General features: G+C 69.8%; 25 protein-coding genes. 21 read left to right on the top strand and 4 right to left on the bottom strand.

Features of this window, described 5'->3' with window-relative positions; all coding sequences use genetic code 11:
- Window positions 1-80: 80 nt before the first annotated feature.
- The 19 genes from ACIBO8_RS33615 (at window position 81) to ACIBO8_RS33525 (ending at window position 21,100) form a co-directional block, all read left to right on the top strand.
- Window positions 81-1,361: a geranylgeranyl reductase family protein gene (locus ACIBO8_RS33615; protein WP_396119456.1), complete on the top strand. Its 1,281-nt coding sequence runs from the start codon at window positions 81-83 to the stop codon at window positions 1,359-1,361.
- A gap of 79 nt (window positions 1,362-1,440) precedes the next feature.
- Window positions 1,441-1,806, top strand: coding sequence for an NADH-quinone oxidoreductase subunit A (locus ACIBO8_RS33610; protein WP_396119454.1), 366 nt, complete (start codon window positions 1,441-1,443; stop codon window positions 1,804-1,806).
- Between the two features lie 5 nt (window positions 1,807-1,811).
- Entirely contained in the window at window positions 1,812-2,483 is a 672-nt protein-coding gene (locus tag ACIBO8_RS33605; RefSeq protein ID WP_071806979.1) for an NADH-quinone oxidoreductase subunit B family protein, read from the top strand.
- The gene (locus tag ACIBO8_RS33600) at window positions 2,441-3,190 is read left to right on the top strand and encodes an NADH-quinone oxidoreductase subunit C (RefSeq protein ID WP_396119591.1); all 750 of its coding nucleotides are present in this window, start codon (window positions 2,441-2,443) and stop codon (window positions 3,188-3,190) included. The genes ACIBO8_RS33605 and ACIBO8_RS33600 overlap by 43 nt, the downstream gene beginning before the upstream one ends.
- On the top strand, window positions 3,187-4,512 hold the full coding sequence (locus tag ACIBO8_RS33595; RefSeq protein WP_396119453.1) for an NADH-quinone oxidoreductase subunit D: 1,326 nt from the start codon (window positions 3,187-3,189) through the stop codon (window positions 4,510-4,512). Before ACIBO8_RS33600 ends, ACIBO8_RS33595 begins: the two co-directional genes overlap by 4 nt.
- Window positions 4,513-5,718, top strand: a complete 1,206-nt coding sequence (gene nuoE / locus ACIBO8_RS33590) for an NADH-quinone oxidoreductase subunit NuoE (protein WP_396119452.1) — start codon at window positions 4,513-4,515, stop codon at window positions 5,716-5,718.
- Complete coding sequence (nuoF, locus tag ACIBO8_RS33585; RefSeq protein WP_396119451.1) at window positions 5,715-7,031, top strand: NADH-quinone oxidoreductase subunit NuoF; 1,317 nt, start codon at window positions 5,715-5,717, stop codon at window positions 7,029-7,031. The genes nuoE and nuoF overlap by 4 nt, the downstream gene beginning before the upstream one ends.
- Window positions 7,031-9,505, top strand: a complete 2,475-nt coding sequence (locus ACIBO8_RS33580) for an NADH-quinone oxidoreductase subunit G (protein ID WP_396119450.1) — start codon at window positions 7,031-7,033, stop codon at window positions 9,503-9,505. Before nuoF ends, ACIBO8_RS33580 begins: the two co-directional genes overlap by 1 nt.
- Window positions 9,502-10,893, top strand: a complete 1,392-nt coding sequence (nuoH, locus tag ACIBO8_RS33575; RefSeq protein WP_396119449.1) for an NADH-quinone oxidoreductase subunit NuoH — start codon at window positions 9,502-9,504, stop codon at window positions 10,891-10,893. Before ACIBO8_RS33580 ends, nuoH begins: the two co-directional genes overlap by 4 nt.
- 1 nt (window position 10,894) lies before the next feature.
- Window positions 10,895-11,485 (top strand): NADH-quinone oxidoreductase subunit NuoI, encoded by a 591-nt coding sequence (gene nuoI / locus ACIBO8_RS33570; protein ID WP_396119448.1) that lies wholly within the window; start codon window positions 10,895-10,897, stop codon window positions 11,483-11,485.
- A complete protein-coding gene (locus ACIBO8_RS33565) occupies window positions 11,485-12,252 on the top strand; it encodes an NADH-quinone oxidoreductase subunit J (protein WP_396119447.1) in 768 nt (255 codons plus the stop codon). Before nuoI ends, ACIBO8_RS33565 begins: the two co-directional genes overlap by 1 nt.
- Window positions 12,249-12,548, top strand: coding sequence for an NADH-quinone oxidoreductase subunit NuoK (gene nuoK / locus ACIBO8_RS33560; protein ID WP_015618499.1), 300 nt, complete (start codon window positions 12,249-12,251; stop codon window positions 12,546-12,548). The genes ACIBO8_RS33565 and nuoK overlap by 4 nt, the downstream gene beginning before the upstream one ends.
- 12 nt (window positions 12,549-12,560) lie before the next feature.
- Complete coding sequence (gene nuoL / locus ACIBO8_RS33555; RefSeq protein WP_396119446.1) at window positions 12,561-14,486, top strand: NADH-quinone oxidoreductase subunit L; 1,926 nt, start codon at window positions 12,561-12,563, stop codon at window positions 14,484-14,486.
- Complete coding sequence (locus ACIBO8_RS33550; RefSeq protein WP_396119445.1) at window positions 14,486-16,024, top strand: NADH-quinone oxidoreductase subunit M; 1,539 nt, start codon at window positions 14,486-14,488, stop codon at window positions 16,022-16,024. The genes nuoL and ACIBO8_RS33550 overlap by 1 nt, the downstream gene beginning before the upstream one ends.
- A gap of 2 nt (window positions 16,025-16,026) precedes the next feature.
- Window positions 16,027-17,559, top strand: a complete 1,533-nt coding sequence (nuoN, locus tag ACIBO8_RS33545; RefSeq protein ID WP_396119444.1) for an NADH-quinone oxidoreductase subunit NuoN — start codon at window positions 16,027-16,029, stop codon at window positions 17,557-17,559.
- Window positions 17,560-17,782: 223 nt separating this feature from the next.
- A complete protein-coding gene (locus ACIBO8_RS33540) occupies window positions 17,783-18,775 on the top strand; it encodes a polyprenyl synthetase family protein (RefSeq protein ID WP_396119590.1) in 993 nt (330 codons plus the stop codon).
- Window positions 18,776-18,994: 219 nt separating this feature from the next.
- Window positions 18,995-19,789 carry an IclR family transcriptional regulator gene (locus tag ACIBO8_RS33535; RefSeq protein WP_396119443.1) on the top strand — a complete coding sequence of 265 codons (795 nt, stop codon included), beginning with the start codon at window positions 18,995-18,997 and terminating at the stop codon, window positions 19,787-19,789.
- Between the two features lie 88 nt (window positions 19,790-19,877).
- Entirely contained in the window at window positions 19,878-20,393 is a 516-nt protein-coding gene (locus ACIBO8_RS33530; RefSeq protein WP_396119442.1) for a sigma-70 family RNA polymerase sigma factor, read from the top strand.
- The gene (locus ACIBO8_RS33525; protein ID WP_396119441.1) at window positions 20,390-21,100 is read left to right on the top strand and encodes an anti-sigma factor family protein; all 711 of its coding nucleotides are present in this window, start codon (window positions 20,390-20,392) and stop codon (window positions 21,098-21,100) included. Before ACIBO8_RS33530 ends, ACIBO8_RS33525 begins: the two co-directional genes overlap by 4 nt.
- 24 nt (window positions 21,101-21,124) lie before the next feature.
- On the opposite strand, the gene rarD is transcribed toward ACIBO8_RS33525, so the two are convergent.
- From rarD to eccE, 4 genes are all read right to left on the bottom strand, one after another.
- Window positions 21,125-22,057, bottom strand: coding sequence for an EamA family transporter RarD (rarD, locus tag ACIBO8_RS33520; RefSeq protein WP_396119440.1), 933 nt, complete (start codon window positions 22,055-22,057; stop codon window positions 21,125-21,127).
- Between the two features lie 72 nt (window positions 22,058-22,129).
- Window positions 22,130-22,606, bottom strand: coding sequence for a GNAT family N-acetyltransferase (locus ACIBO8_RS33515; RefSeq protein ID WP_396119439.1), 477 nt, complete (start codon window positions 22,604-22,606; stop codon window positions 22,130-22,132).
- A gap of 633 nt (window positions 22,607-23,239) precedes the next feature.
- Entirely contained in the window at window positions 23,240-23,623 is a 384-nt protein-coding gene (locus ACIBO8_RS33510; RefSeq protein ID WP_396119438.1) for a phage holin family protein, read from the bottom strand.
- 236 nt (window positions 23,624-23,859) lie between these two features.
- On the bottom strand, window positions 23,860-25,767 hold the full coding sequence (eccE, locus tag ACIBO8_RS33505) for a type VII secretion protein EccE (protein ID WP_396119437.1): 1,908 nt from the start codon (window positions 25,765-25,767) through the stop codon (window positions 23,860-23,862).
- Window positions 25,768-26,031: 264 nt separating this feature from the next.
- Between eccE and ACIBO8_RS33500 the strand changes: the two genes are divergently transcribed.
- Window positions 26,032-26,370, top strand: a complete 339-nt coding sequence (locus tag ACIBO8_RS33500; RefSeq protein WP_396119436.1) for a WXG100 family type VII secretion target — start codon at window positions 26,032-26,034, stop codon at window positions 26,368-26,370.
- A 19-nt stretch (window positions 26,371-26,389) separates the two neighbouring features.
- Window positions 26,390-26,686, top strand: coding sequence for a WXG100 family type VII secretion target (locus tag ACIBO8_RS33495; RefSeq protein WP_396119435.1), 297 nt, complete (start codon window positions 26,390-26,392; stop codon window positions 26,684-26,686).
- Window positions 26,687-26,752 lie beyond the last annotated feature (66 nt).

The following is a 26,752-nucleotide window of genomic DNA, read 5'->3' as shown; positions in this document are numbered from 1 at the left end:
CGCTTCGATGCCGGTCATAGACTCCGGACTGGGCTGGCTTGTGAACTGTTTCACGAGCCCGCGCGAGACGGAGGTGAGCCGTGAACGGGAGCGTCGCCGACGAGGCGGACGTGATCGTGGTCGGTGCCGGGCCGGGCGGATCCGCCGCGGCCTACCACATGGCCAGGCACGGGTTGAGGGTATTGCTGCTCGAGAAGACCGAGTTCCCGCGGGAGAAGGTTTGTGGCGACGGCCTCACTCCGCGGGCCGTGCGTCAGCTCGTCCGGATGGGTGTGGACACCTCCGAGAAGGCCGGTTGGCTCCACAATCGTGGGTTGCGCGTCATCGGCGGTGGCGTCCGCCTCGAGCTCGACTGGCCCGATCTCGCCAGCTTCCCCAACTACGGGCTCGTGCGCACCCGCCTCGACTTCGACGACATGCTGGCCCAGCGGGCCGTTGAGGCCGGCGCGCTGCTGCGTACCGGTGTCGCGGTCACCGGGCCGGTGCTGGACGCGGACGGCCGGGCCATCGGTGTGGAGGCCAAGGTCGGTCCCGCGAAGGAACCCGTCCAGTATCGAGCCCCGCTGGTGATCGCGGCGGACGGCGTGTCCGGCAAGCTGCCGCTCGCGATGGGCCTCGCGAAGCGCGACGACCGGCCGATCGGCGTCGCCGTCCGGCGCTACTACCACTCGCCCGCCCGCGCCGACGACGACTACCTGGAGTCCTGGCTGGAGCTGCGCAGCGCGCAGAACCCGGACCGGCTGCTCCCCGGGTACGGCTGGATCTTCGGTCTCGGCGACGGCCGGGTCAATGTGGGCCTCGGCATCCTGAACTCGTCCGACGCGTTCGGCAAGACGAACTACCGCGCGCTGCTCACCGACTGGCTGGGCTCCACTCCGGAGGACTGGGGCATGCGCGGCGAGGAGAACGCCGACGGGCCGATCCTCGGTGCCGCCCTGCCGATGGGGTTCAACCGCGTGCCGCACTACACGCGCGGGATGCTGCTCGTCGGCGACTCCGGCGGCATGGTCAACCCCATGAACGGCGAGGGCATCGCGTACGCGATGGAGTCCGGCGAACTGGCCGCGGAGGTCGCCGTCCAGGCGCTCGCCCGGGCCGCCGGTCCGGACCGTGAGCGGGCGCTGCGGGCGTACCCGGCGGAGTTGAAGGTCCGTTTCGGCGGGTACTACCGGCTCGGGGGGATCTTCGTGAAGCTCATCGGCAATCCGCAGATCATGCGGATCGCCACCAAGCACGGCATGCCGCACCCGACGCTCATGCGCTTCGTGCTCAAGCTCCTCGCCAACCTGACGGATCCGCGGGACGGAGACGCGATGGACCGAATCATCAACGGTCTGACGAAGGTTGCACCTGCGGTATGAGTATTCGGGACACCCCGGTCGAGGCCCGGCGAATGCGCATTAATAGTGTGAAGCGGCTAACAGTCGAGCAGGAGAAGGCATGACGCTCAATCCTTACGTACCGATCGTCGGGCTACTGATTCTCGGTGCGCTCTTCGCCCTGTTCTCGGTGTCGGTCGCGCCCATCGTCGGCCCCAAGCGCTACAACCGGGCCAAGCTGGACGCGTACGAGTGCGGCATCGAGCCGGCGCCCCAGCCGATCGGCGGTGGGCGCTTCCCGGTCAAGTTCTACCTGACCGCGATGCTCTTCATCGTCTTCGACATCGAGACCATTTTCCTGTACCCGTGGGCCGTGTCCTTCGAGGCGCTCGGCCTGTTCGGGTTCGTGGAGATGGTCCTCTTCATCGTCACCGTCTTCATCGCCTACACGTACGTGTGGCGGCGTGGCGGCCTGAACTGGGACTGAGTGCTATGGGAATCGAAGAGAAACTCCCGAGCGGCATCCTGCTGACCTCGGTCGAGAAGCTTTCGAACTGGGCCCGCAAGTCGTCGTTCTGGGGCGCCACGTTCGGCCTCGCGTGCTGCGCCATCGAGATGATGGCGGCCGGCGGCCCGCACTACGACCTGGGCCGCTGGGGCATGGAGGTCTTCCGGGCCTCGCCCCGCCAGGCCGACCTGATGATCGTCGCGGGCCGGGTGAGCCAGAAGATGGCCCCGGTCGTGCGCCAGATCTACGACCAGATGCCGGAGCCCCGCTCGGTCATCTCGATGGGCGTCTGCGCCTCGTCCGGCGGCATGTTCAACAACTACGCCATCGTGCAGGGCGTCGACCACATCGTCCCGGTCGACATCTACCTGCCCGGCTGCCCGCCGCGGCCGGAGATGCTGATCGACGCCATCCTCAAGATGCGCGAGAAGGTCATGGCCCAGCCGCTCGGCCCGAACGGCCGCAAGATGCTGGAGGCCCGCAAGGAGCGCGGTGACGTGCCGATCGTGGCCCCGGGCGCGATGCCGTCGTCGTACCGGGTGGACAAGGCCCGGCGTGCCGAGTGGACGCAGGCGGTCAAGGAAGGCCGCGAGGAGCAGCTCCGCATCGAGAACTGGATGAAGCTGCAGCCGCACCTGCGGGAGGGTGGCAAGTGACGAACTCCGACGGCGGCGTACCGGCGACCCAGCCGGTCGGCGCGAACATCGACGCCCCCGCCCAGATCCCGCCCAGCCCCGACAAGGGCATGTTCGGCGTCAGGGGCACGGGCGACGTCTCCGGCTTCGGCGGCCTGGCACGTCGGCGCCCCACCACGGTGGACAGCCCGCGGCCGTTCGGCGGCTACTTCGACGAGGTGTACGACGCGCTGGAGGAGGCCTACCCCGGCTTCGCCGACGCGATCGAGAAGGTGGTCGTCGACCGCGGCGAGCTCACGCTGCACATCCGCCCCGAGCGGATCGCCGAGGTCTGCCAGATCATGCGCGACGACGAGTCGCTGCGCTTCGAGCTGTGCTCCTCGGTCGACGGCGTGGACTACCTGGGCAGCGATGAGCGCCGGCTGCACGTGGCGTACCAGCTGACCTCCATGACGTTCCGGCGCCGGGTGCGGCTGGAGGCCGCGGTCGCGGTCGGGCAGAGCCTGCCGAGCGTGACCTCGGTCTACCCGACGGCGGACTGGCAGGAGCGGGAGATCTACGACATGTTCGGGGTCGTCTTCGACGGCCACCCGAACCTCACCCGCATCCTCATGCCGGACGACTGGGAGGGTCACCCCCAGCGCAAGGACTATCCGCTCGGCGGCGTGCCCGTCGAGTACAAGGGCGCCGAGATTCCGCCTCCTGACCAGCGGAGGGTCTACCAATGACACAGTCCGGATACGCCACCGAGCGAGAGACCACCGAGGGCCGCGTCTTCACGGTCACGGGCGGCGACTGGAACACCGTCACCGAGGGCATCGATCCGCTCAGCAACGAGAAGATCGTCGTCAACATGGGCCCCCAGCACCCGTCGACGCACGGCGTGCTGCGCCTCGTCCTGGAGCTCGAGGGCGAGACGGTCACCGAGTGCCGGCCGGTCATCGGCTACCTGCACACCGGCATCGAGAAGAACCTCGAGTACCGCAACTGGACCCAGGGCGTCACGTTCGTGACCCGCATGGACTACCTGTCCAACATGTTCAACGAGGCGGGTTACTGCCTCGCCGTGGAGAAGCTGCTCGGCATCACCGACCAGATCACCGAGCGGACGAACACGATCCGGGTCATGTTCATGGAGCTCCAGCGGATCGCCTCGCACCTGGTGTGGCTGGCGACCACGGGCATGGAGCTCGGCGCGATCTCGATGATGCTGTACGGCTTCCGCGAGCGTGAGTACATCCTCGACATCTTCGAGGAGACCTCCGGCCTGCGGATGAACAACGGCTACATCCGCCCCGGCGGCCTCTCGCAGGACCTGCCGGAATCCGCGGTCAAGAAGATCCGCGACTTCCTGGTCTACCTGCCCAAGAAGCTCAAGGAGTACGAGAGCCTCCTCTCCGGCCAGGTGATCTGGCACGAGCGGACGCAGGGCGTGGCCGTTCTCGACGTCACCGGCTGCCTGTCGCTGGGCATCACCGGCCCGGTTCTGCGCGCCTCCGGCCTTGCCTGGGATCTGCGCAAGACCATGCCGTACTGCGGGTACGAGAACTACGAGTTCGACGTCCCGACCGCGACGACGGGCGACGTGTGGGGCCGATACCTGGTGCGGGTCGCCGAGATCCGGGAGTCGCTCAAGATCATCGAGCAGGCCCTCGACCGGCTCCGGCCCGGCCCCATCTACGTCGAGGACAAGAAGATCGCCTGGCCCTCGCAGCTCGCGCTGGGCGTCGACGGCCTGGGCAACTCGCTCGAGCACGTCGCCAAGATCATGGGTCAGTCGATGGAGTCGCTGATCCACCACTTCAAGCTCGTGACCGAGGGCTTCCGGGTGCCGCCGGGCCAGGTCTACGTCGGCATCGAGCACCCGCGCGGCGAGCTCGGCGTGCACGCGGTCTCCGACGGTGGTACGCATCCCTACCGGGTGCACTACCGCGACCCGAGCTTCGTGAACCTCCAGGCCATCCCCGCGATGGCCGAGGGCGCGCTGCTGGCCGACGTGATCGCCGGCGGCGCCTCCCTGGACCCCGTGATGGGTGGGTGTGACCGCTAAATGTCCGATGTAACGGTGGACTTCTCCCCGGCCGCCGCTCCGCTGGCCGAGAAGCTTCTGGAGCCGGCGCGCGAGATCATTGCGCGCTACCCGGTGGGTCGTGAGCGCTCCGCGCTGCTGCCGCTGCTGCACCTCGTGCAGACGGTGGAGGGTCACGTGAGCCCCGACGGCGTTGCGTTCTGCGCCGAGGTCCTGGGCATCAACAAGGCCCAGGTCGGCGCGGTGGCGACGTTCTACACCATGTACAAGCGCCGCCCGACCGGTGAGTACCTGGTCAGCGTCTGCACCAACACCCTGTGCAATGTGCTCGGCGGCCAGGAGATCTACGACGGCCTCACCGAGCACCTCGGCGTCGGGCACGACGAGACGACCGCGGACGGCAAGATCACGCTGGAGCACGCGGAGTGCCTGGCGGCCTGCGATTACGCGCCGGTCGTGACGGTCAACTACGACTTCACGATCGACGAGGCCACCCCCGAGGCGGCAGTCGGCCTGGTCGACAAGCTGCGCAACGGCGAGCGGCCCACGCCGAGCCGTGGGGCGCGGCTCTGCACGCTGAAGGAGATGCAGCTCCAACTCGCCGGCTTCGCCGACGAGCGCGAGGGCGCGGTAGCCGACGGTGTCGCGGGCGCCCCCACGCTGCGTGGCGTCTCCCTGGCGCAGGAACACGGCGTCGCGGTAGCGAACTTCACCATCGACACTCCGATCACGACCACCAAGCCCGCCCGGGACGACTCCGCCAAGGCGGTCAAGGACCCGGCCCCGGCCGGCACGAAGGAGCCCGCGGCCAAGCCCGAGGGCAAGATCGCCAGTGTGGCGAAGAAGGCTGCGGGCGCGGTCAAGAGCGCGGCGGCCGCCGTCGTGGACAAGGCCGAGCACGTCGTCGAGCACCGCAAGGCGGGCGCGCCGGTCAAGGCCGGCGACGCCAAGGACCCGGAGGTACGCGCGGCGGAGGCCCGCAACCCCGACGCGTCCACGCCCACCCCGGACCCGGCGAAGACCGAGACCGCTCAGGTTCCCACCACGGCCGCCGAGGCGGCGGGCACGGCGGGCAACGTCCCGGCGGGCGACGGCAAGCCGGCCGGAGACAGCCAGCGCGGCGAGGACATCGTCAGCGAGGGCACCGCCGCCCGTAAGCGCGGGGCCAAGCCGCAGGACAACCCCGGGTGGAACAACGCCCAGCGCGGCACCGAGGAGAAGAAGTGACTCAGCCACGGCGCGAGGTGCTCCAGAAGCTCACCCCCGTCCTGACCAAGCGCTGGCTGTCGCCGGACGCTTGGAAGATCGACGTGTACGAGCGGCTCGACGGCTACGCCGCGGTCCGCAAGGCGCTGGACGTGCACCCCGACGATCTGATCCAGCTCGTCAAGGACTCGGGCCTGCGCGGCCGCGGCGGCGCCGGCTTCCCGACCGGTCTCAAGTGGGGGTTCATCCCGCAGGGCGACGGCAAGCCGCACTACCTCGTCATCAACGCCGACGAGGGCGAGCCGGGCACCTGCAAGGACCTGCCGCTGATGACGTACGACCCGCACTCGCTGATCGAGGGCGCGATCATCGCCTCGTACGCGATCCGCGCGAGCCGGGCGTACATCTACATCCGCGGCGAGGCCGTGCACGCCGCGCGGCGCCTGCGTCACGCGGTCAAGGAGGCGTACGCGAAGGGCTACCTGGGCGAGAACATCCTCGGCTCCGGGTTCGACCTCGACCTGGTCGTGCACAGCGGCGCGGGTGCGTACATCTGCGGCGAGGAGACGGCGCTGCTCGACTCGCTCGAGGGCTTCCGCGGCCAGCCCCGGCTGCGCCCGCCGTTCCCCGCGGTCGCCGGCCTCTACGCCAGCCCCACCGTCGTCAACAACGTCGGCACGATCGCCTCGGTGCCGTACATCGTGCTGGGCGGCGCGGACTGGTGGAAGAGCATGGGCACGGAGAAGTCGTCCGGTCCGATGATCTACTCGCTGTCCGGCCGGATCGCCAACCCCGGCCAGTACGAGTGCGGCCTCGGCATCACCCTCCGCGAGCTCATCGAGCTGGCGGGCGGCATGAAGCCCGGCCACAACCTGAAGTTCTGGACCCCGGGCGGCTCGTCGACGCCGCTGCTGACGGCCGAGCACATCGACACCCCGATGGACTTCGAGGGCGTGTCGGCGGCCGGCTCGATCCTGGGCACCACGGCGATGCAGATCTTCTCCGACCAGGACTGCCCGGTGTACGCGACCTGGCGCTGGCTGGAGTTCTACCACCACGAGTCCTGCGGCAAGTGCACCCCGTGCCGCGAGGGCAACTACTGGATGGTGCGGACGTACCGCCGGATCCTCTCCGGCCAGGGCACCTACCAGGACCTGGACACCCTGCAGGACACGGCGGACAACATCTTCGGGCGGTCCTTCTGCGGCCTCGGCGACGGTGCGGCCACCCCGGTCGTCTCCACGCTGAAGTGGTTCCGGCAGGACTACCTGGACTACATCGAGGGCCGGACCGCTCCGCGGCTGTCCGAAAAGGCCCTGGTAGGAGCGCACTGATGACCGACGTCGCCAAGAAGGCGGAGACCGTCACCCTCACCATCGACGGCGTCGAGGTGCAGGCGGAGAAGGGCGAGCTGGTCATCCGGGTCGCCGAGCGGATGGGCACCGCGATCCCGCGGTTCTGCGACCACCCGCTGCTGGCCCCGGCCGGCGCCTGCCGGCAGTGTCTGGTCGAGGTGGAGGGGCAGCGCAAGCCGGTCGCCTCCTGCACCCAGACGGTGGCCGAGGGCATGGTCGTCAAGACGCAGCTCACCTCGCCGGTCGCCGCCAAGGCGCAGGGTGGCGTGATGGAGCTGCTGCTCGCCAACCACCCGCTCGACTGCCCGACCTGCGACAAGGGCGGCGAGTGCCCGCTGCAGAACCAGGCCATGTCCAACGGTCGGGCGGACTCGCGGTTCCACGAGCACAAGCGCGAGTACGAGAAGCCGATCCACATCTCCAGCCAGGTGCTGCTGGACCGGGAGCGCTGCATCCTGTGCCAGCGCTGCACCCGGTTCTCCGAGGAGATCGCCGGCGACAAGTTCATCGACCTGATGGACCGCTCGTCCGGCGAGCAGATCAACGTGTACCGCGACGACTTCTTCGGTGGCACGGGCACGGGTGACGGCCAGGTGGGCGAGGGCGAGGGCGACGTCGCCTTCAACTCGTACTTCTCCGGCAACACCATCCAGATCTGCCCGGTGGGTGCGCTGACCGGTGAGCAGTACAGGTTCCGGGCCCGCCCGTTCGACCTGGTCTCCACGCCGACGACGTGCGAGCACTGCGCGGCCGGTTGCGCCATGCGCGCCGACCACCGTCGCGGCAAGGTGCTGCGCCGCCTGGCCGGCGATGACCCGGCGGTCAACGAGGAGTGGAACTGCGACAAGGGCCGGTGGGGCTTCCGCTACACCACCGGCTACGACCGCATCACCACCCCAATGATCCGCGACGCGGCCACCGGTGAGCTGCGTGAGGCCTCCTGGTCCGAGGCGCTGGTCGTCGCGGCCGAGGGGCTGGCCGCCGCCAGGGGCAAGGGCGTCGGCGTGCTCACCGGCGGCCGGGTCACGGTCGAGGATGCGTACGCGTACGCGAAGTTCGCCCGGGTCGCGCTCGGCACCAACGACATCGACTTCCGGGCCCGCCCGCTGTCGGCGGAGGAGGCGGACTTCCTTGCCGCCTCGGTCGCCGGGGTCACCGACGTGACGTACGAGGACGTGGAGAACGCGCCCTCCGCGCTGATCGTCGGGCTGGAGCCCGAGGAGGAGTGCCCGATCCTCTTCCTGCGCCTGCGCAAGGCCCACGGCAAGAAGAAGCTGAAGGTCACGGCGGTGGCGCCGTTCCTGACCCGCGGCTTCGAGAAGCTGGGCGCGGCGCTCGTTCCGGCCGCTCCCGGCGACGAGGCCCGGCTGCTGGGGACCGACGCCGCGGTAGCCGCCGCGTTGAGCGCCCCCGGTTCGCTGCTGTTCGTCGGCGAGCGGCTCGCGAGCGTGCCCGGTGGTCTTTCCGCCGCGGCGGCGCTGGCCGCGCGGACCGGCGCCCGGCTCGCCTGGGTGCCCCGGCGTGCGGGCGACCGCGGTGCGGTGGACGCCGGCTGCCTGCCGAACCTGCTGCCCGGTGGCCGCCCGGTCACCGATGCCGCGGCACGGGCTGAGCTGGCCGCCGCCTGGGACATCGACGCCGACGCGCTTCCCGCCGCTCCCGGCCGCGACACGGACGCGATCCTCGCGGCCGCCGCGGACGGTTCGCTCGGCGGCCTGCTGGTGGCCGGGGTGGATCCGGCCGACCTGGCCGACCCGGCCGCGGCCGAGCTGGCCCTGGACGCAGTGCCGTTCCTGGTCAGCATCGAGCTGCGGCAGAGCGCCGTGACCCGGCGTGCCGACGTGGTGCTGCCGATCGCCCCCGCGCCCGAGAAGGCCGGCACGTTCATGGACTGGGAGGGCCGCCTGCGGACCTTCGACGCCGTGCTGCCGACCGGTGCGATGACCGACGGCCGGGTGCTGGAGGCGATCGCTGCCTCGATGAACGTCACGCTGGGCACCGGCGACGTGGCTGCGATCCGCCGCGAGCTCGGCACGATGCCCGCCAGCCGCTCGGCCCGCCCGGCGCTGCCGACGGTCACCGCGGGCAGCCTGCCGAAGCCCGGCGCGCACGAGGCCGTCCTGGCGACCTGGCACCACCTGATCGACCTCGGCGTGCTGCTCGACGGCGACGAGGTGCTGGCCGGCACGGCCCGTACCCCGCTGATCCGCCTCGGCAAGGACCTGGCCGAGGCGCTCGGCGTGGCCGACGGCGACGCCGTCACGGTCGGCACCGACCGGGGCACGATCACGCTGCCGGCGGCGATCACCGACCTGCCGCCGCAGGTGGTGTGGCTGCCCACGAACTCGCCCGGCTCGACGGTGCGTCGCAGCCTCGGCGTCACCTCGGGAGCGGTGGTCCGGCTCAGTGCCGGCAAGCCGGGCCCGGTCCTCGCCCAAGGGGTCAACTCATGAACTCCATGATTCTCGGTGCCGCGCAGGACCCGACGCTCCAGACGTTCGAGCAGGACGTCTGGTGGATCTCGCTGATCAAGCTGCTCGGCGTCTTCGTCGTCCTGCTGCTGCTCACGCTCTTCACGATCAACTACGAGCGCAAGGTCGTGGCCCGGATGGCGGTCCGCCCGGGCCCCAACCAGGTCGGGCCCAAGGGTTGGCTGCAGAGCCTCACGGACGGCATCAAGCTGCCGTTCAAGGAGGAGATCATCCCGAAGACCGCCGACAAGGCGGTGTACTTCATCGCCCCGGTGATCTCGGCGACCTGCGCCTTCACCGCGTTCTCGGTGATCCCGTTCGGGCCGGTCGTGTCGATCTTCGGGCACAAGACCGCCCTGCAGCTCACCGACGTTCCGGCCTCGGTGCTGGTGCTGCTCGCCTGCTCCTCGATGAGCGTGTACGGCGTGGTGCTCGCCGGGTGGGCGTCGGGGTCGACGTACCCGCTGCTCGGCGGCCTGCGGTCGAGCGCCCAGATGATCTCGTACGAGGTCGCGATGGGCCTGTCGATCGTGGCGGTCTTCATGACCGCCGGCACGATGTCGACCTCGCAGATCGTCAAGGCACAGGCCGGCAACGGCGTGTCGGGCGTGGACATCCTCGGTTGGAATCCGACCGCGCCGAGCTGGTACGCGGTCCTGCTGCTGCCGAGCTTCATCATCTACTGCATCGCCGCGGTGGGCGAGACCAACCGGGCACCGTTCGACCTCCCCGAGGCGGAATCGGAGCTGGTCGGCGGCTTCCACACCGAGTACTCGTCCTTCAAGTTCGCGCTGTTCTTCCTGGCCGAGTACATCAACATGATCACCGTCTCGGCGTTCGCCACCACGCTGTTCCTCGGCGGCTGGCGCGCCCCGGCGCCGATCACCAGCTTCTGGGCGGGCGCCAACTCCGGGTGGTGGCCGCTGGTCTGGTGGCTGGTCAAGGTGCTCATCCTGCTCTTCGGCTTCATCTGGCTGCGGGCCACGCTGCCCCGGATGCGCTACGACCAGTTCATGCGCTTCGGCTGGAAGGTGCTGATCCCGGTCAACCTGGTCTGGATCCTCTTCCTGGCCGGCGTCCGGGTCACCAACAACCGGGTCGAGGGCAACGCCCGGTACCTCGTCTACATCGTCGCGGCGGTGGTGGTGCTCGGCATCGCGCTGCTGTGGCCGGCGAGCAAGAAGCCCCGCGAGTACTCGATCGAGGAGCAACTGGCGGCGCGGCCGCCGGGCAGCTTCCCGGTCCCGCCGATGGACCTGCAGGTCCCGCCCAGCCCGCGCGCCCGGCGTGCGGTCGCGGAGCGCCAGCCCGCCACGGTCGGCGGCACCAACGCCGGCCCGGACGACGACGCGTCAGACAAGGAGGTGTGACGTGGGAACGTTCACGGGCTCGTTCAAGGGCTTCGGGGTGACCTTCGCGCACATGTTCCGCAAGGTCATCACGACCGACTATCCCTTCACCCCGCCGACGCCGGCGCCGCGCTACCACGGGCGGCACATCCTCAACCGGCACCCGGACGGTCTCGAGAAGTGCATCGGCTGCGAGCTGTGCGCCTGGGCCTGCCCGGCGGACGCGATCTACGTGGAGGGTGGCGACAACACCGAGGAGATGCGCTTCTCGCCCGGTGAGCGGTACGCCAGCATCTACCAGATCAACTACACCCGCTGCATCTTCTGCGGGCTCTGCATCGAGGCCTGCCCGACCCGCTCGCTCACCATGAGCAACGAGTACGAGCTGGCCCGCGACAGCCGCCAGGACCTGATCTTCACCAAGAAGGAGCTCCTGGCGCCGCTGCTGCCCGGCATGGAGCAGCCGCCGCACCCGATGCGCCTCGGCGACACCGACAAGGACTACTACGTCGGTGCGCTCACCAACCCGGGCACGTCGGCCGGTGCGGAGCGGGCGCCGTGGTCGAACTCGGGCACGCAGGACGCCGCCGACCAGCCCGCAGAGGTGAAGTGATGATGACGTACGCGGCCGAGGCCGCAGCGCACGTCTCCACCGCTGAGGCCTGGGGATTCTGGATCCTCGGGTCGCTCGCCGTGATCGGGGCGCTCGGAATGGTGCTGGCCCGCAACGCGGTGCACTCCGCGCTGTGGCTCGTCGTGACGATGCTCTGCCTGGGTTTCCTCTACGTGGTCAACGCGGCGCCGTTCCTGGGCGCCGTACAGATCATCGTCTACACCGGCGCGATCATGATGCTGTTCCTGTTCGTGCTCATGCTCGTCGGCCGGGACGCCTCCGACTCGCTCATCGAGACCCTGCGGGGTCAGCGCGTGGCGGCGATCCTGCTCGGCGCGGGCTTCGGCGTGCTGGTCGCCACCGGCCTGGCCCGCTCGCTGGGTGACACCGCGGTCGCCGGCCTCACCGAGGCGAACGCCGCGGGCAACGTCCAGGGCATCGCCCGGCTGCTGTTCACCAAGTACGTCTTCGCCTTCGAGGTCACGTCGGCGCTGCTCATCACGGCGGCGGTCGGCGCGATGGTGCTCGCCCACGTGGAGCGGGCCAAGGAGGACAAGGCCGACCAGGTGACGCGGATGAAGGAACGCTTCCGGCCGGGCAACTACCCCGGCGCGAAGGCGGGCCCGGGCGTCTACGCCAACACCATGTCCGTCGCCGTGCCCGGCCGCCTGCCGGACGGCAACGCGTCGGAGCGCACCCTCTCGCCGATCCTGCCCGTGCGGGAGCTGACCGAGCGCGAGGCCGCACCCAAGGGGACTGAGAAGTGACTCCTGACTACTACCTCGTACTCGCGGCGATCCTGTTCACCATCGGCGCCGCCGGGGTGCTGGTCCGCCGCAACGCGATCGTGCTGTTCATGTGCATCGAGCTGATGCTGAACGCGGCGAACCTCGCGCTGGTGACCTTCAGCCGGATCAACGGCAGCCTGGACGGCCAGATCATCTCGTTCTTCGTGATGGTGGTCGCCGCGGCCGAGGTCGTGGTCGGGCTCGCCATCATCATGTCGATCTTCCGGACGCGGCGCTCGGCGAGCGTCGACGACGCCAACCTCCTCAAGTACTAAAGGGGCCTTCACGTGGAACAGACAGTGAAGTACGCCCACGCGACGGGGCTCCTGAGCAGCGTCTGGCTGCTCGTCGCCATTCCGCTCGTGAGCGCGGCGATCCTGCTGCTGCTCGGCAGGAAGGCCGACAAGTGGGGCCACTGGCTCGGCGTGCTGGCGGTCGCCACGACGTTCGTCCTCGGCCTGTTGATGTTCTTCAAGCTCGGCGGGCTGCCGGAGGACCGTCGCTCCGCCGAGCAGAGCCTGTGGCAGTTCATGGCCGTGGGCAATCTGAAAGTCCAGTTCGGGCTGCTCTTCGACCCGCTGTCGGGCATCTTCGTCCTGCTGATCACCGGCGTCGGCTCGCTGATTCACCTGTACGCGGTCGGCTACATGGAGCACGACGCCGGGCGGCGGAAGTTCTTCGCGTACTTCAACCTCTTCGTCGCGGCGATGTTGCTGCTGGTGCTCGGCAACAACTACGTGATGCTCTACTTCGGCTGGGAGGGCGTGGGTCTCGCGTCGTACCTGCTGATCTCGTTCTGGTACACCCGGCCGTCCGCGGCCACCGCCGGCAAGAAGGCGTTCCTGATGAACCGGGTCGGCGACGCCGGCCTGGCGATCGGCATCTTCCTGATGTTCGCCACGCTCGGCAGCACCCAGTACAGCTACGTCTTCAGCCACGTCTCCGCGCTCTCCGGCGGCACCGTGCTGATCATGGGTATCCTGCTGCTGCTCGGCGCCGCCGGTAAGTCCGGCCAGTTCCCGTTGCAGGCCTGGCTCCCGGACGCGATGGAGGGTCCGACCCCGGTTTCCGCCCTGATCCACGCGGCGACGATGGTCACCGCCGGCGTCTACCTGATCGCCCGCTCCCACGCGATCTTCACGGCGAACCACACGCTGCAGACGATCGTGGTCACCGTCGGCGCGATCACCCTGCTGATGGGCTGCATCATCGGCGCGGCCAAGGACGACATCAAGCGCGTCCTCGCCTGGTCGACGGTCAGCCAGATCGGTTACATGTTCCTCGGCGTCGGGCTTGGCGGGGCGGCGTACGCGCTGGCCCTGATCCACCTGCTCGCGCACGGCTTCTTCAAGGCCAACATGTTCCTCGGCGCCGGCTCGGTCATGCACGGCATGCACGACCAGGTCGACATCCGCCGCTTCGGCGGGCTGAGCAAGTACATGAAGTGGACCTGGCTCACCTTCATGATGGGCTGGCTCGCGATCATCGGCATCCCGCCGCTGTCCGGCTTCTTCTCCAAGGAGCCGATCATCGTCGCGGCGTTCGAGCGGGAGGGCTGGACCGCCTGGCTGTACGGCCTGGCCGCGCTCATCGGCGCCGGTCTCACGGCGTTCTACATGACCCGGCTCTTCATTCTGACGTTCCACGGGCCGAAGCGCTGGACCGAGGACATCAAGGAGCCGCACGAGTCGCCGTACATCATGACCGTGCCGCTGATGCTGCTGGCACTCGGCTCGATCGCGGCCGGTTGGCTCATGGCTACCTCCGTGCCGGACTGGCTCGAGCCGGTCTTCGGTCAGGAGGAGGCCGAGGCGACACCGGTCCTCGCACACTGGCTGCTCACCACTCTCAGCATCGTCGTCACGCTGATCGGTGCGGGCCTGGCCTGGTCGATGTTCCGCAACGGGACCGCCGAGCAGGAGCAACCGGCCGGCGCGGTCGTGCGCGCCGCCCGCCGCAACCTCTACACGGACGCGTTCAACGAGGCCGTGTTCGAGCGGCCCGGCATCTACCTGACCCGCGCCCTGGTCTTCCTCGACAACAAGGGCATCGACGGCGTGGTCAACGGCCTCGCGGCCGCCGTCGGCGGGAGCTCGGGGCGTCTGCGCCGGCTCCAGACCGGCTTCGTCCGTTCGTACGCGTTGTCCATGCTCACCGGCGCCGTGCTGGTCGTCGGCGCGTTCCTCGCGATCCAGCTGGGGTGGTTGGCGTAATGAAGGACTTCCCGTTCCTGTCCATCCTGACGCTGCTCCCGCTGGTGGGCGCGGCAGTGGTGGCCTTCATCCCTCGCGGAAAGGGCGGTCTCGCCAAGACGGTCGCCCTGGCCTGGTCGCTGGTGGTGCTCGCGCTGAGCATCGGCATGTGGGTGGCGTTCCAGGTCGACGGCGAACGCTTCCAGTTCCGCGAGTCCTACCAGTGGATCCCCACCTGGGACGCCCGGTTCACCTTCGCCACCGACGGCATCGCCCTGGTGATGCTCGTGCTGATCGCGGTGCTCGTGCCGCTGGTCATCCTGGCGTCCTGGAACGACATCGACGAGACGCAGCGGTCGGTGCCCACCTACTTCGCGCTGCTGCTCACCCTCGAGTGCACGATGATCGGCGTCTTCGCGGCCGCCGACGTCTTCCTCTTCTACGTGTTCTTCGAGGTCATGCTGGTGCCGATGTACTTCATCATCGGCTCGTACGGCGGCCAGCGCCGCCAGTACGCCGCGGTGAAGTTCTTCCTCTACTCGCTGGTCGGCGGCCTCTTCATGCTGGCCGCGGTGATCGGCCTCTGGGTGGTCGGCGGGCACACCTTCGACTGGATGAACCTCAAGGAGGCCTCCGCGGCGTTCGACACGAACACCGCCCGGTGGCTGTTCCTCGGCTTCTTCATCGCGTTCGCGGTCAAGGCGCCGTTCTTCCCGTTCCACACCTGGCTGCCGGACGCCGGTGGTGCCGCCCCGGCGCCCGCGGCCGCGCTGCTCGTCGGTGTGCTCGACAAGGTCGGCACCTTCGGCATCCTGCGCTACTGCCTCCCGCTCTTCCCGGAGGCCGCGCGCTGGTTCGCGCCCGCGGCACTGATCCTCGGCGTCATCGGGATCATCTATGCCGCCCTGCTGGCGGTGGGGCAGAACGATCTCAAGCGGCTGGTGTCGTACACGTCGATCGCCCACTTCGGGTTCATCGGCATCGGCATCTTCGCCTTCACCACCCAGGCCGGCACCGGCTCGGTGCTCTACATGGTCAACCACGGCCTCGCCACCGGCCTGCTCTTCCTGGTCGTGGGCATGTTCGTCGCGCGCCGCGGCTCGGCCCTGGTCAGCGACTTCGGCGGCGCCGGCAAGCTCGTACCGGTCCTGGCCGGCGTGCTCTTCTTCGCCGGTCTCGCCTCGCTGGCACTGCCCGGCACGGCGCCGTTCATCAGCGAGTTCCTGGTGCTCATCGGCACCTTCACCACGCACAAGGTCTACGCGGTCATCGCGACGGTGGGCATCATCCTGGCCGCCGCGTACGTGCTCTGGATGTTCCAGCGCACGACCCAGGGCACGCTGAACCCGGCACTGACCGAGGTCCCGGCGATGCAGAAGGACATCACCCTGCGCGAGAAGATCGTCGTCGCGCCGCTGGTGCTCCTGCTGCTGCTCCTCGGCTTCTACCCGAAGCCGGTCACCGATGTGATCAACCCGGCGGTCAAGGCGACGATGCAGGACGTCGGCACGACCGACCCGGCGCCGACGGCGGTCGCGAACGGAAAGGTGGCGCGGTAGCCATGGGAGACCTCAAACTGCCCGCGATCGACTATGCGGCGCTCGCGCCGATGTTGATCCTCTTCGGGGCGGCCTGCGTCGGTGTCCTGTTCGAGGCCCTGGTGCCGAAGACGCGCCGGCACGGCGTGCAGCTAGGGCTGGCGCTGCTGTCGCTGGTCGCCGCACTGGTCGTGCTGATCTGGATTCGGGACAAGCGGATCGTCACCATCGGCGGCGCGGTCGCCGTCGACGGGCCGACGTTGTTCCTCCAGGGTTCGATCGTGCTGCTGGGCATCGTCTCGCTGCTGCTGATCGGGGAGCGGTCCATCGAGGCCGGCGGGGCGTTCGTCTCCCAGGCCGCGATCACCGTCGGCTCGCAGAAGGACCTGCGGCAGGCCGGCGGCCGGCCCGGGGCCACCGAGGTCTACCCGCTGACTCTCTTCGCGCTCGGCGGCATGCTGCTGTTCGTCGCGGCGAACGACCTGCTGACGATGTTCGTGGCGCTCGAGGTGTTCTCGCTGCCGCTGTACCTGCTGTGCGCGCTGGCCCGCCGGCGCCGCCTGCTGAGCCAGGAAGCGGCCCTGAAGTACTTCCTGCTGGGCTCGTACGCCTCGGCCTTCTTCCTCTTCGGGGTGGCGCTCATCTACGGCTTCAGCGGCGCGGTGGACCTCGCGTCGATCCACGCCGCGGTGGCCGACCCGGCCCGCAGCGAGGTGCTGCTCTTCGGTGGCCTGGCGCTGGTCGCCATCGGCCTGCTCTTCAAGAGCGCCGCGGCGCCGTTCCACGTGTGGACCCCCGACGTCTACCAGGGCGCCCCGACGCCGATCACCGCGCTGATGGCGGCCTGCACCAAGGTCGCCGCGTTCGGTGCGCTGCTGCGGGTGCTCTACGTGGCGTTCGACGGGGTCGGCTGGGACTTCCAGCCGGTGCTCGGCGTCATCGCCGTCCTCACGATGTTCGTCGGCGCGGTGCTGGCGGTCACCCAGACCGACATGAAGCGGCTGCTGGCGTACTCGTCGATCGCCAACGCGGGCTACCTGCTGGTGGGCGTCCTGGCGCTCAACAAGGAGGGCCTGTCCAGCACGATGTTCTACCTGGTCGCGTACGGCTTCTCGGTGCTCGCCGCGTTCGGCATCGTCTCGCTGGTCCGCGACGCCGAGGGCGAGGCCACGCACCTGTCCCGCTGGGCCGGCCTGGGCCGCAAGAGCCCGCTGTTCGCCGGCGTCTTCTCCTTCATCCTGCTGGCCTTTGCGGGCATTCCGCTGACCAGCGGCTTCACGAGCAAGTTCGCGGTCTTCGGTGCGGCCATCGAGGGCGGGCAGACCTGGCTGGTCGTGTTCGGTGTGATCACCAGCATGCTGCTGGCGTTCCCGTACCTGCGGGTGATCGTGCTGATGTGGCTGTCGGAGCCGGGCGAGACCACCCCGACGGTGTCGATCCCGGGGTTCTACACCGCGGCGGCCCTGTCGATCGGCGTCATCGCGACCTTCGCGCTCGGCGTGGTGCCGGCTCCGCTGCTGGACCTGACCAACGACGCCGCGCAATTCGTCAGATAACCGTCAATGCGTGAGCAGCCCCGGCGTTCCGCCGGGGCTGCCTGCTTTCCCGGCAGTTCCGCCCGGCGGCCGCGTCGTGGGCTTGACCAGGCAATCAGCGACGCCGCGGGCCACTCCACCTCGGCTGTGTCCGTACCATCGGATGATTTTGATCTTCACACCCCTGGAGCGGTCGCGGAAAAACCCGTATGGCATCGTGAAACCCGTGACTGCTGACAGCGCGCTGACGTCGCTCGGCCTCGACATCGACCCCGCGGTCGATGCATCGGTGTCGGCGACGCTCGCCGTGGTGGAGGACGCGCTGCGCAGCAACGTGGCCAGCGCCGACCCCCTGGTCGCCGAGGCCGCACGGCACCTCATGGACGCGGGTGGCAAGCGGTTCCGGCCGCTTCTCGTGGCGCTCGGGGCGCAGTTCGGTGACCTGACCCGGCCGGAGATCGTGCCGGCCGCCCTGGTCGTCGAGCTGACCCACCTGGCGACGCTCTACCACGACGACGTGATGGACGAGGCCGCCGTGCGCCGGAGCGCACCCAGCGCCAACGCGCGCTGGGGCAACTCCGTGGCCATCCTGGTCGGCGACTACCTCTTCGCCCGCGCCGCGGACATCGCGGCGACGCTCGGCCCGGAAGCCGTCCGCCTGCAGGCGCAGACCTTCTCGCGGCTCGTGCACGGCCAGATCGCCGAGACCGTGGGGCCGCGCGGCAGCGACTCCATCGAGCACTACCTGCACGTGATCACCGAGAAAACCGCGTCGCTCATGGCGACGTCCGGGCGCTTCGGCGGCCTCTTCTCCGGTGCGTCACCCGAGCACGTCGAGGCCCTCGCCGGGTACGGCGAGACGATCGGCATCGCCTTCCAGCTCTCCGACGACCTGCTCGACATCGCCTCGGAGTCTGTGCAGTCCGGCAAGACCCCGGGCACCGACCTGCGTGAGGGTGTGCCGACCCTGCCGGTGCTCTACGCGCTGGCGGGAGACGACACGGACGCGTCCGCGGTGCGCCTGCGCGAGCTGCTCGCGTCCGGCCCGCTCGTCGAGGACGGCCCGCACGCCGAGGCGCTGGCGCTGCTGCGGGAGTCCCGGGCGATGAAGCGTGCGCGGGAGACCGTCCGCACCTACGCGGAGGAAGCGCGGGCTCAGCTCGCTCCTCTGCCGGACGGATCGCCGCGTCGCGCCATGGAGTCGCTCTGCGACTTCATCGCCGACCGCACCAGCTGACCCCGCCCCGACACCGCTCCACAATGCACCGCGGGGGCTTCTGCGCTGCTCGCGGCCTTGCGCTGCCTGCAAATCGTGCACGCGCCCTGTCGGTGTTCTTCGACCCTGAGTGTCAAGAGCCACACGTCGCGTAGAGATTGGTCATGGTCGACACGCTCCAGGCATTCCGTCGAGGGAAGATTATTCATATGGTGTAAGTCCCCGGCGTCGGAGGTAGCTGTGCGCGACCCCCTGGCGGAGCCGTCAGATCTCATCCGGAGCGTGTCACGCGCCCTGCGTGTGCTCGAGTCGGTAGGTCGGGCCCCGCGCGGACTCACCGTGAAACAGATCGCTCGGCGATGCGAGCTGACCGTTGCCACGACATATCACCTCGTCCGCACCCTGGCGTACGAGGGATACGTGATCCGGCGAGAAGACGGCACGTACATCGTGGGCCTCGAGATCGCGGACCGGTACCGCGAGCTGGTGTCCGCGTTCCGCGGCCCGCCGTCGGTCGGTGAGGCGCTGCGACGGGCGGCGATCGACACCGGCTACAGCCACTACCTGGGCCGGTTCGTCGGCGGCCGGATCGCGGTGACCGCCAGCGCCGAGGGCGCCCGCTCGCCGTTCATGGACGACATGGCCCCCGGCTTCGACGAGGGCAGCCACGCCACCGCGCTGGGCAAGGCGCTGCTGGCGACGCTGACCCCCGACCAGCGGGCCCGGTACCTGCGCGACTGGGGCATGCGGGCCTTCACCCCGGCGACGCTGACCACCGCCGAGGCGCTCGAGGCCGACCTGGCCGCCGGCGAACGGCGGGGGATGCAGCTCGAGATGGGCCAGTTCCGCCAGGGGCTCGCCTGCGCCGCGGTCAACGTCATCGCGGACCGGGACATGGAACGCCGGCTGGTCCTCGCCTGCGCGCTGCCCGCCGCGGAGATGCTCACCTCGGCCCGGGTCGTCCGCGCCAAGCTGACCGCGGCCGCCCGCAGCGTCGCCGAGGCGTTGTCCACCGGCGACGCGGCGACCGCCTGAATGAACTTGCTCGTTCAATGACCTGTTGAACCCGTGGACCCCTCGCGCCCGTAAGACAGGGTGGAACGCGCGAGGGAGGTCGGCAGCCTTGGAGAATCACGACGCCGAGCTGCTGCGCGCTCTGCAGGACGAGCACGGGGACGCCCTGTTCGCGCACGCCGTACGCCTCTCCGGGGGTGACCGGCAACGCGCCGAGGACCTCGTGCAGGAGACCCTGCTGCGGGCCTGGCGGTATCCCGAAGCGCTGGACCCCGAGCGGGGCACGGTGCGGTCATGGCTGTTCACCACCGCGCGCAACCTGGCCATCGATGCCTGGCGACGCCGGTCGGTACGGGTCGGCGAGGTGGTCACGGACATGATTCCCGAGCCTCCGCCCAGCGCGGACGAGGCGGACCGAGCGGTGGAGGCCTGGACGGTGTCCGAGGCCCTGGGGCGGCTGTCCCAGAGCCATCGCGAGGTGCTGGTCGAGTGCTTCTACCAGGGGCGCTCGGTGGCCGAGGCGGCCGCCCGGTTGGGCGTACCGCCCGGCACGGTCAAATCGCGGACGCACTATGCCCTGCGCTCGCTGCGCATGGTTCTGAACGAGATGGGGGTGACAGGATGAGATGCGACCATGAGCACGACGACGGCGCGTACGTCCTCGGCGCCCTGTCCCCGTCGGAACGCGCCGCCTACGAACGTCACCTCGCCACCTGCTCGTTCTGCCGGGAAGCGGTGGCCGACATCGCGGTCCTGCCGGGGCTGCTCGGCCGCCTCGACCCGGCGGACTTCGAACGGCTGCTGGAACCCGACTTCCCGCCCGTACCCGCGCCGCGCCGCCGGGCCAGCATGCCGGACCTCGTCTCGGCCGCCCAGACCACCCGCCGCCAGGAACGCAAGCGCGTGCGGTGGCGGGTGCTCGGCGGGGCACTCGCGGCGGCCTGTCTGGCCCTGGTGGCCGGCATCGGCGCCGTCTTCTGGACCGGCCGGAGCGCCCCCGACCCGACCGTGCCGGGCCCCACGGTGGCGATGACGCCGGCCAACGAGCAGGTCCCGGTTTCCGCACAGATCAACCTCACGGGTGCGCCGGGCGGGACGAAGGTCAACCTTCTGTGTTCGTACAACCGGGGGAACGCCGGGTCCGAGCCCTACACGATCCGGCTGATGGCGTACGGACCGGACCAGGAGACCGAGCAGCTCGGATCCTGGACCGCATCGCCGGGCAAGGAGTTCAGCATGTCGGGGGTCACGCACTTCACGGCCGGCGCGCTCTCCCGGCTGGCGCTGGTCCGCAACGACGGCCGGACGCTGCTGGCCTACGACGTCCCCTGATGGTCCGTCTCCTCCGTGGGACCGTCAGCGTGGCGGTAGGGCGGTGGCCGGCTCCGCGGTGGCGGCCGCGGGGTCGGCCGCCGTCCTCTGACCTCTCCGGCTCCGCAACCCGTCGACCGTGAAGATCACGAGAGCGATCCAGACCAGCGCGAACCCGGCGAGGCGCGCGATCGGCATCGGCTCGTGGAAGAGCAGAACCCCGAAACCCAACTGCAGGATCGGCGCGACGTACTGAAGGATGCCGAGACCGACCAGCGGCACCCGGTTGGCGGCCCCGGCGAAGAGCAGCAACGGTACGGCCGTGGCGACGCCGGACAGGACCATCAGTACGGTGTGCCGGGCGGAGACGTGCCCGAACGCGGCATCCCCGTTCAGCCACGCCAGGTAAACCAGCGCGGGAACCGCCAGCACGAACGACTCGACGAACAACCCCTCGGCGGGTGGCAACGACAACCGCTTCTTCACCAAGCTGTACGCCCCGAAGCTCGCGGCCAGCAGCAAAGCGATGTACGGCAGATGCCCGTAGTCGATGGTCAGCACGGCCACAGCCACGGCACCGACCCCCACAGCGATCCACTGCCACATCCGCAGCCGCTCCCGCAGCACGGTGACGCCGAGAAGGACGACGACCAGCGGCGTGATGAAGTACCCCAGCGCGGTCTCCACGACCCGATCGGAGTTGACCCCGTAGATGTAGGTCGCCCAGTTGACCCCGATGAGCAGCGCGGCGATCGTCACGCCGCCGAGCAGGCGCCGGTTCCGGACCACGCGGCCGACGAACCGCCAGTTGCGCAGGGCGGCGAGCAGAAGGCTGACGAAGACGACCGACCAGATCACGCGGTGGGCGAGGATCTCGACCGGGCCGGCGGGCTTGAGCAGCTTGAAGTAGACCGGGAAGAAACCCCAGCACACGTACGCGGTCAAGCCGTACAGATACCCGCGGCGTTCGTCAGCCATACCGCTACCGTAAGGGGCGGTATGGGGTGCGGTCCTTGCATATGTCGAAGCTCACGGGGTTTCGAGCTCGCTTCACCGGGTCTCGAGCTCGCTTCGCGGGGTTTCGAGTTCGCTTCGCGGGGTTTCGAGTTCGCAGAGCATCCACCGGGTGGGATCGACAGGGGCGAAGCCGAGCGGCCGGTACACGCCTTGAGCGGTCTGGGTGACGAGGAGGAAGCGCTTCAACCCCCGAGCGGCGAGGTCGTCGCGGACGGCCGCGACGAGCCAGCGCCCGAGCCCCCGGCCGCGAAGGTCCGGATCCACGTAGACATCGCAGAGGTACGCGAAGACGACGCCGTCGGTGACGATCCGGGCGAAGGCGACCTGGCGCTGATCAGACTCCCGGTAAATGCCTGCGACCTCGGATCCGGCGATGGCGCGGTCCATGGCGTCGCGATCGCGGCCTGCGGCCCAGTAGGTGTCGGTGGAGATCCAGCGGTGGACCAGCTCGCGGTCTAGGAGATCGGGATCGTCGGTCAGGAGGAAGCCGTCGCGGCGGTCTTTCAGCATGGATCTAGTTAAGGGGAGGGTGATGGGGGACGCGATTGGTTTCTCTGGCTTCGGGTGGGGTTGTTGCGGGTCGCGCCTTGCGCCCCTCCTCGGCGCCTAGCGACGTTGTGTTTGGCGTCCGACGTCGCGGCGCTAGGTGACACGCGCCCGGCAGGCCGGCGGCCTCCCCGCGTCCGTGCCGGGCGGTCCCGCGTCCGTGCCGGGCGGTCCCGCGTCCGTGCCGGGCGGTCCCGCGTCCGTGCCGGGCGGTCCCGCGTCCGTGCCGAGCGGTCCCGCGTCCGTGCCGAGCGGTCCCGCGTCCGTGCCGGGCGGCCCCGCGTCCGTGCCCGGCGGTCCGGCGACCCAGACGGTCCGGGGTTCCGGCACCCGCGTCCCGCGTCGTTGCGTCCGGCGTCCTTGCGTTCCTCCGGCCGCCGCTGGTGCTTGCCGCCGCCGTTGACCCGGCCGGTGTTGTCGCGACCGTGTCGGGGTCCGGCCCGTCGTGTCGGGGCCGGCCCCGTAGTCGGCGGCTGGGAGCCACTTGGGCGGTTGTGGCGTCGCCGGGAGTGGCCGTGGTTGTCGGGGATGTCAGTCGTCGGGTGGTCGCCGGCGCCGGGGATGGCAGTCGTCGGGTGGTCGACGGCGCCGGGGATGTCAGTCGTCGCCGCCGTCGGGGACGAGCATGTTGAGCACCCAGCTGACGATGCCGACGAGCAGGGCGCCGAAGATGGCGGACGGCCAGAAGTCGTCGACGTGGAACGGCAGGTCGAACCGGCCCGCGATCCAGCTGGTGAGGAGGAAGAGGAGCCCGTTGATCACCAGTGAGATCAGGCCCAGGGTGAGCACGTACAGCCCGCACCCGATCGTCTTGATGATCGGACGCAGCACCGCGTTGACGATGCCGAAGATGACGGCGACGGCCAGGAGGGTGCCGACCTTCCCGGGTGCCGAATCAGTGGTCAGTCGGATGCCGTCGATGACCAAGGTAGCGATCCACAGCGATACGGCGGTGATCACCAGCCGGATGATGATGCCCATGGCAGGCGATGGTGCCACGCCCGGGCCACCAAGAGCAGCAACACTCCGCGATCTTGTTGGCCGCCGGCCGAGAAAGTCGTCGAATCGACGGCTGCGGAGTGGCGAGTGACTGCAGGCGGCCGGCGGCTCGGCAGCAGGGTCTGTGGGACGCCTCGGTGGGCGTGCCTGTTCTGACGTCCTCGGTTGAGGGTCCCTGACCGGCTGATCGGTGTAGGGCGCTAGATCGCGCGGTCCGGTCAGTCCCGCGCCGGGGGACCGATCAGGTGGGCTTCGATCGGGGTTTGGGACAGGGCGGCCCAGCGGACGGCGCGGCGGTTGATGACGGCGACCATGTCCGGACGGATCTGGGTGAGCCATTTGGCTGTTTCGCCCAGGCCGAGGGCGGCGCCGACGAGTGGGGATTCCTCCGGGCGCAGGGGCTGGACGAGCAGGAGGTCCGCCCGGGAGGCCACGTCCGCGTCCGCGGGGCTGAAGTCGTCGCGTACGACCAAGGTGGCCTGCCAGCCTCCGCCGGGGCGGTTGTCCGCGCCGACGGGGCCGATGTCCACCACCATGAGCAGGGGGTGCAGGGCGGAGCCCGGTGGGATGTCCACCGGCCGGCCCGGCGGGATCACCGCGATCGACTCGCCGGGGACGGCTGCGCCGCGTACGAAGGGTTCCCAGGCTTGGGGGCGGGACGTCTGAACCACTACGCGCGCGCCCAGCGCCATCGCTCGTAGGGACACGAGCTGGGCGCAGCGCACGCCGCCGACGAGGAGGGCGCGGGTCTGTTCCGGCCGGAAGAGGCGGGCCACGACCGGGTCTCCGTGGCGGTTGCTGCCGATCATGAGGCCCGCGTTGCCGAGAGGCAGGGCGAGGTTGTCCAGCTGCTCGGCCGGGTTGTCGTCGGTTCCGGGGCGGCCGGGTATGGCCGGAGCCGTCGGCATGCCCAGCGGCAGAGTGGCGGTCAGGCCGTCCAGGTGCTCGCCGTCGAGGCGCCGGGCGGAGGCTCGTTCGGCGGCGAGGAGTTTGCGCAGGGTCTGGGTGGCGAACGACAGTGTGGTGGCATCCGGGGCGGCGAGCCGGATGGTCAGGTCGACAGCTGCGTCCGTACCCAAGGAGGAGCGTGGGCCGGCGCCGAGCGCGACCGTCGTGGCGGCCGCAGGCAGCGCCAGCATGCGAGCGATGATGCGCCGCGAGGTCTCGATGCGAAGGTCCGGCCACCTCTGCAGGCGGAATGTGGCTTGCGTCATGCCACCGATCTGCAGCCCGGGCCACGTCTCCTGGGCGACGCCTATGCCGTCGTCGTGTGCCAGCTCGGCGATCACGCGCAGCGCCGCCGCCTCGCCGAGGGGGCGCGCCGGGGTGGGTGCCAGCCGCCGCACCAGCTTGCGGACCAGGCCGGACAGCGCGCGCCGGAGGTCTTCCTCGGACCAACCCTCGGCGCGCAGGACACGCACGGCGAGGTGGGCACGGCTGTGACCGAGGACGCGGCCTTCGGTCAATTGACGGTACGAGTTGGCAGGCGTGCCGCTGCCCGCGCGCAGCGAGGGTGCGGGAGCCCCGGTGAGGACGAGCTGGATGCGGCACGGGGGATGCTCGGCGCCGGCAAGCGGCAGTAGTCCGGCCGGAGACGGCATGGCGTCGGCGTCCTCGGCGAGCAGGCCGGCGGGGTCCCCGATCTCCAGGACGCTGGTGAAGCCGTGCTCGTCGACGATGATCGCGGCGGGGTCTCCGGCCAGCTCGGTCTGCTCGACGCGGGAGCCGGGGGCGACAAATGTCAACAGAGCGGTCGGATCGCCCTCGACGGAGACAACGTGCCGGCGGCCCGCATACTGCATAGCTGTGCCGAGCCACTCGAACGCCCAGCGGCCGCGAAGGCGGAGCCATGTGACGGCGAGCACCACGACTGACACGAAGGCTGCCGCGCCGAGGGCTATGGGTCCGTTCGCGGCGCCGATCAGTAAGGCCACGGCGGCCACTTGGGTGCTGACCAGCTGACCAGTGCGAATACCGAACAATCGTCCATGTCGGACACGCCGTGTGCGGACCTTGGAAAGGCGCTGACCGGCGCCGCCGAGCTCCGGGAAGCTGCGGCCGCTCGCCACCTCTGCCGTCACCTGCGCCGTCCCTCCGATCCTGCGTTTTTCCTTGCGGGGACCCATCGTAGGGGGCGGCGGGTCGGGGCGGGGGGTGGCTGTGGATAACTCGGACATCGATATCCACAGGTTCACTTTCCGGGTTACCTTGACCGGCGTCGTACCGTTACGGTCGGCCTCTGGAACCAACAAAGGGCTGCTCAGGGGTGCCCCCCACCGTTTCGCGGGAGGGGCTAACCTGGGGGCCACGTCAATGCGCCGGCCGGTCGTCCACCAGGCACGACCTGTCCCCTCAGGACCCGGCGCACGACAGACGACAGAGAAAGCGGGGTGACGTCCGGGGTGGCCCAGACGCAGGCAGAATCCGCGGTGATGGCGCAGACCGCCGCGAAGTTCGATCAGGTCAACCACACGTTGACTTCGATGCTCAACAAGCTCATGTCCGAGCTCTCGGTGCTGCAGACCGCGTGGGTCGGCGCCGGCGGCCGAGCTTTCGAGACGGTCAAGAATCAGTACCACCGGGACCTGGCCGACCTGAACAAGGCCCTGGCCGACACCGCCGAAGCGATTCGCACCTCGGGTGTCAGCTACGAGAACACCGACAGCTCGGCTGCCGGCACGGTGACCAAGGCCGGTGGCGGCGGCTACAGCCTGCCGCTCGAGAACTGACGGCGGGGGAGGATCACTCATGAACGACGGATTGCTCCGCGTGAACTTCGGCGCCCTGGCTCAGGCCGGCGCCGACATCCAGAAGGCTGTGAACGACCTCGAGTCGCAGCTGAGCCAGCTCGAGGCTGACGCGCGCCCGCTCGTGGCGACGTGGGAAGGCCGGGCGCAGGACGCGTACGCCCAGCGTCAGCAGAAGTGGACCGTGGCGTCCAACGACCTCAAGAACATCCTCCGCGACATCAAGGTCGCGGTGGACCAGGCGGCGCAGGACTACGCCACCACCGAGGGCAACGCGGAGAAGCGCTTCGCGGGCTGATCTGCACGGCGCGGCCGGGCCTTCCGTTGGGGAGTGCCCGGCCGCTGCCGTTCCCGGGCGAGCGGG

Source organism: Actinoplanes sp. NPDC049681, assembly GCF_044465265.1.
GTDB lineage: Bacteria > Actinomycetota > Actinomycetes > Mycobacteriales > Micromonosporaceae > Actinoplanes.
The sequence above is the reverse complement of the archived record's forward strand: the minus strand, read 5'-3'. Positions and strand labels throughout refer to the sequence as shown.

Bases quoted from the DNA above. Each gene is read 5' to 3' on its own strand.
- ACIBO8_RS33565 (WP_396119447.1), top strand. From the start codon at position 11,485: ATGATGACGTACGCGGCCGAGGCCGCAGCGCACGTCTCCACCGCTGAG.
- nuoE (WP_396119452.1), top strand. From the start codon at position 4,513: ATGTCCGATGTAACGGTGGACTTCTCCCCGGCCGCCGCTCCGCTGGCC.
- ACIBO8_RS33525 (WP_396119441.1), top strand. From the start codon at position 20,390: ATGAGATGCGACCATGAGCACGACGACGGCGCGTACGTCCTCGGCGCC.
- ACIBO8_RS33515 (WP_396119439.1), bottom strand. From the start codon at position 22,606: ATGCTGAAAGACCGCCGCGACGGCTTCCTCCTGACCGACGATCCCGAT.
- nuoH (WP_396119449.1), top strand. From the start codon at position 9,502: ATGAACTCCATGATTCTCGGTGCCGCGCAGGACCCGACGCTCCAGACG.
- nuoN (WP_396119444.1), top strand. From the start codon at position 16,027: ATGGGAGACCTCAAACTGCCCGCGATCGACTATGCGGCGCTCGCGCCG.
- ACIBO8_RS33495 (WP_396119435.1), top strand. From the start codon at position 26,390: ATGAACGACGGATTGCTCCGCGTGAACTTCGGCGCCCTGGCTCAGGCC.
- ACIBO8_RS33605 (WP_071806979.1), top strand. From the start codon at position 1,812: ATGGGAATCGAAGAGAAACTCCCGAGCGGCATCCTGCTGACCTCGGTC.
- ACIBO8_RS33550 (WP_396119445.1), top strand. From the start codon at position 14,486: ATGAAGGACTTCCCGTTCCTGTCCATCCTGACGCTGCTCCCGCTGGTG.
- ACIBO8_RS33510 (WP_396119438.1), bottom strand. From the start codon at position 23,623: ATGGGCATCATCATCCGGCTGGTGATCACCGCCGTATCGCTGTGGATC.
- ACIBO8_RS33595 (WP_396119453.1), top strand. From the start codon at position 3,187: ATGACACAGTCCGGATACGCCACCGAGCGAGAGACCACCGAGGGCCGC.
- ACIBO8_RS33580 (WP_396119450.1), top strand. From the start codon at position 7,031: ATGACCGACGTCGCCAAGAAGGCGGAGACCGTCACCCTCACCATCGAC.
- ACIBO8_RS33610 (WP_396119454.1), top strand. From the start codon at position 1,441: ATGACGCTCAATCCTTACGTACCGATCGTCGGGCTACTGATTCTCGGT.
- eccE (WP_396119437.1), bottom strand. From the start codon at position 25,767: ATGGGTCCCCGCAAGGAAAAACGCAGGATCGGAGGGACGGCGCAGGTG.
- rarD (WP_396119440.1), bottom strand. From the start codon at position 22,057: ATGGCTGACGAACGCCGCGGGTATCTGTACGGCTTGACCGCGTACGTG.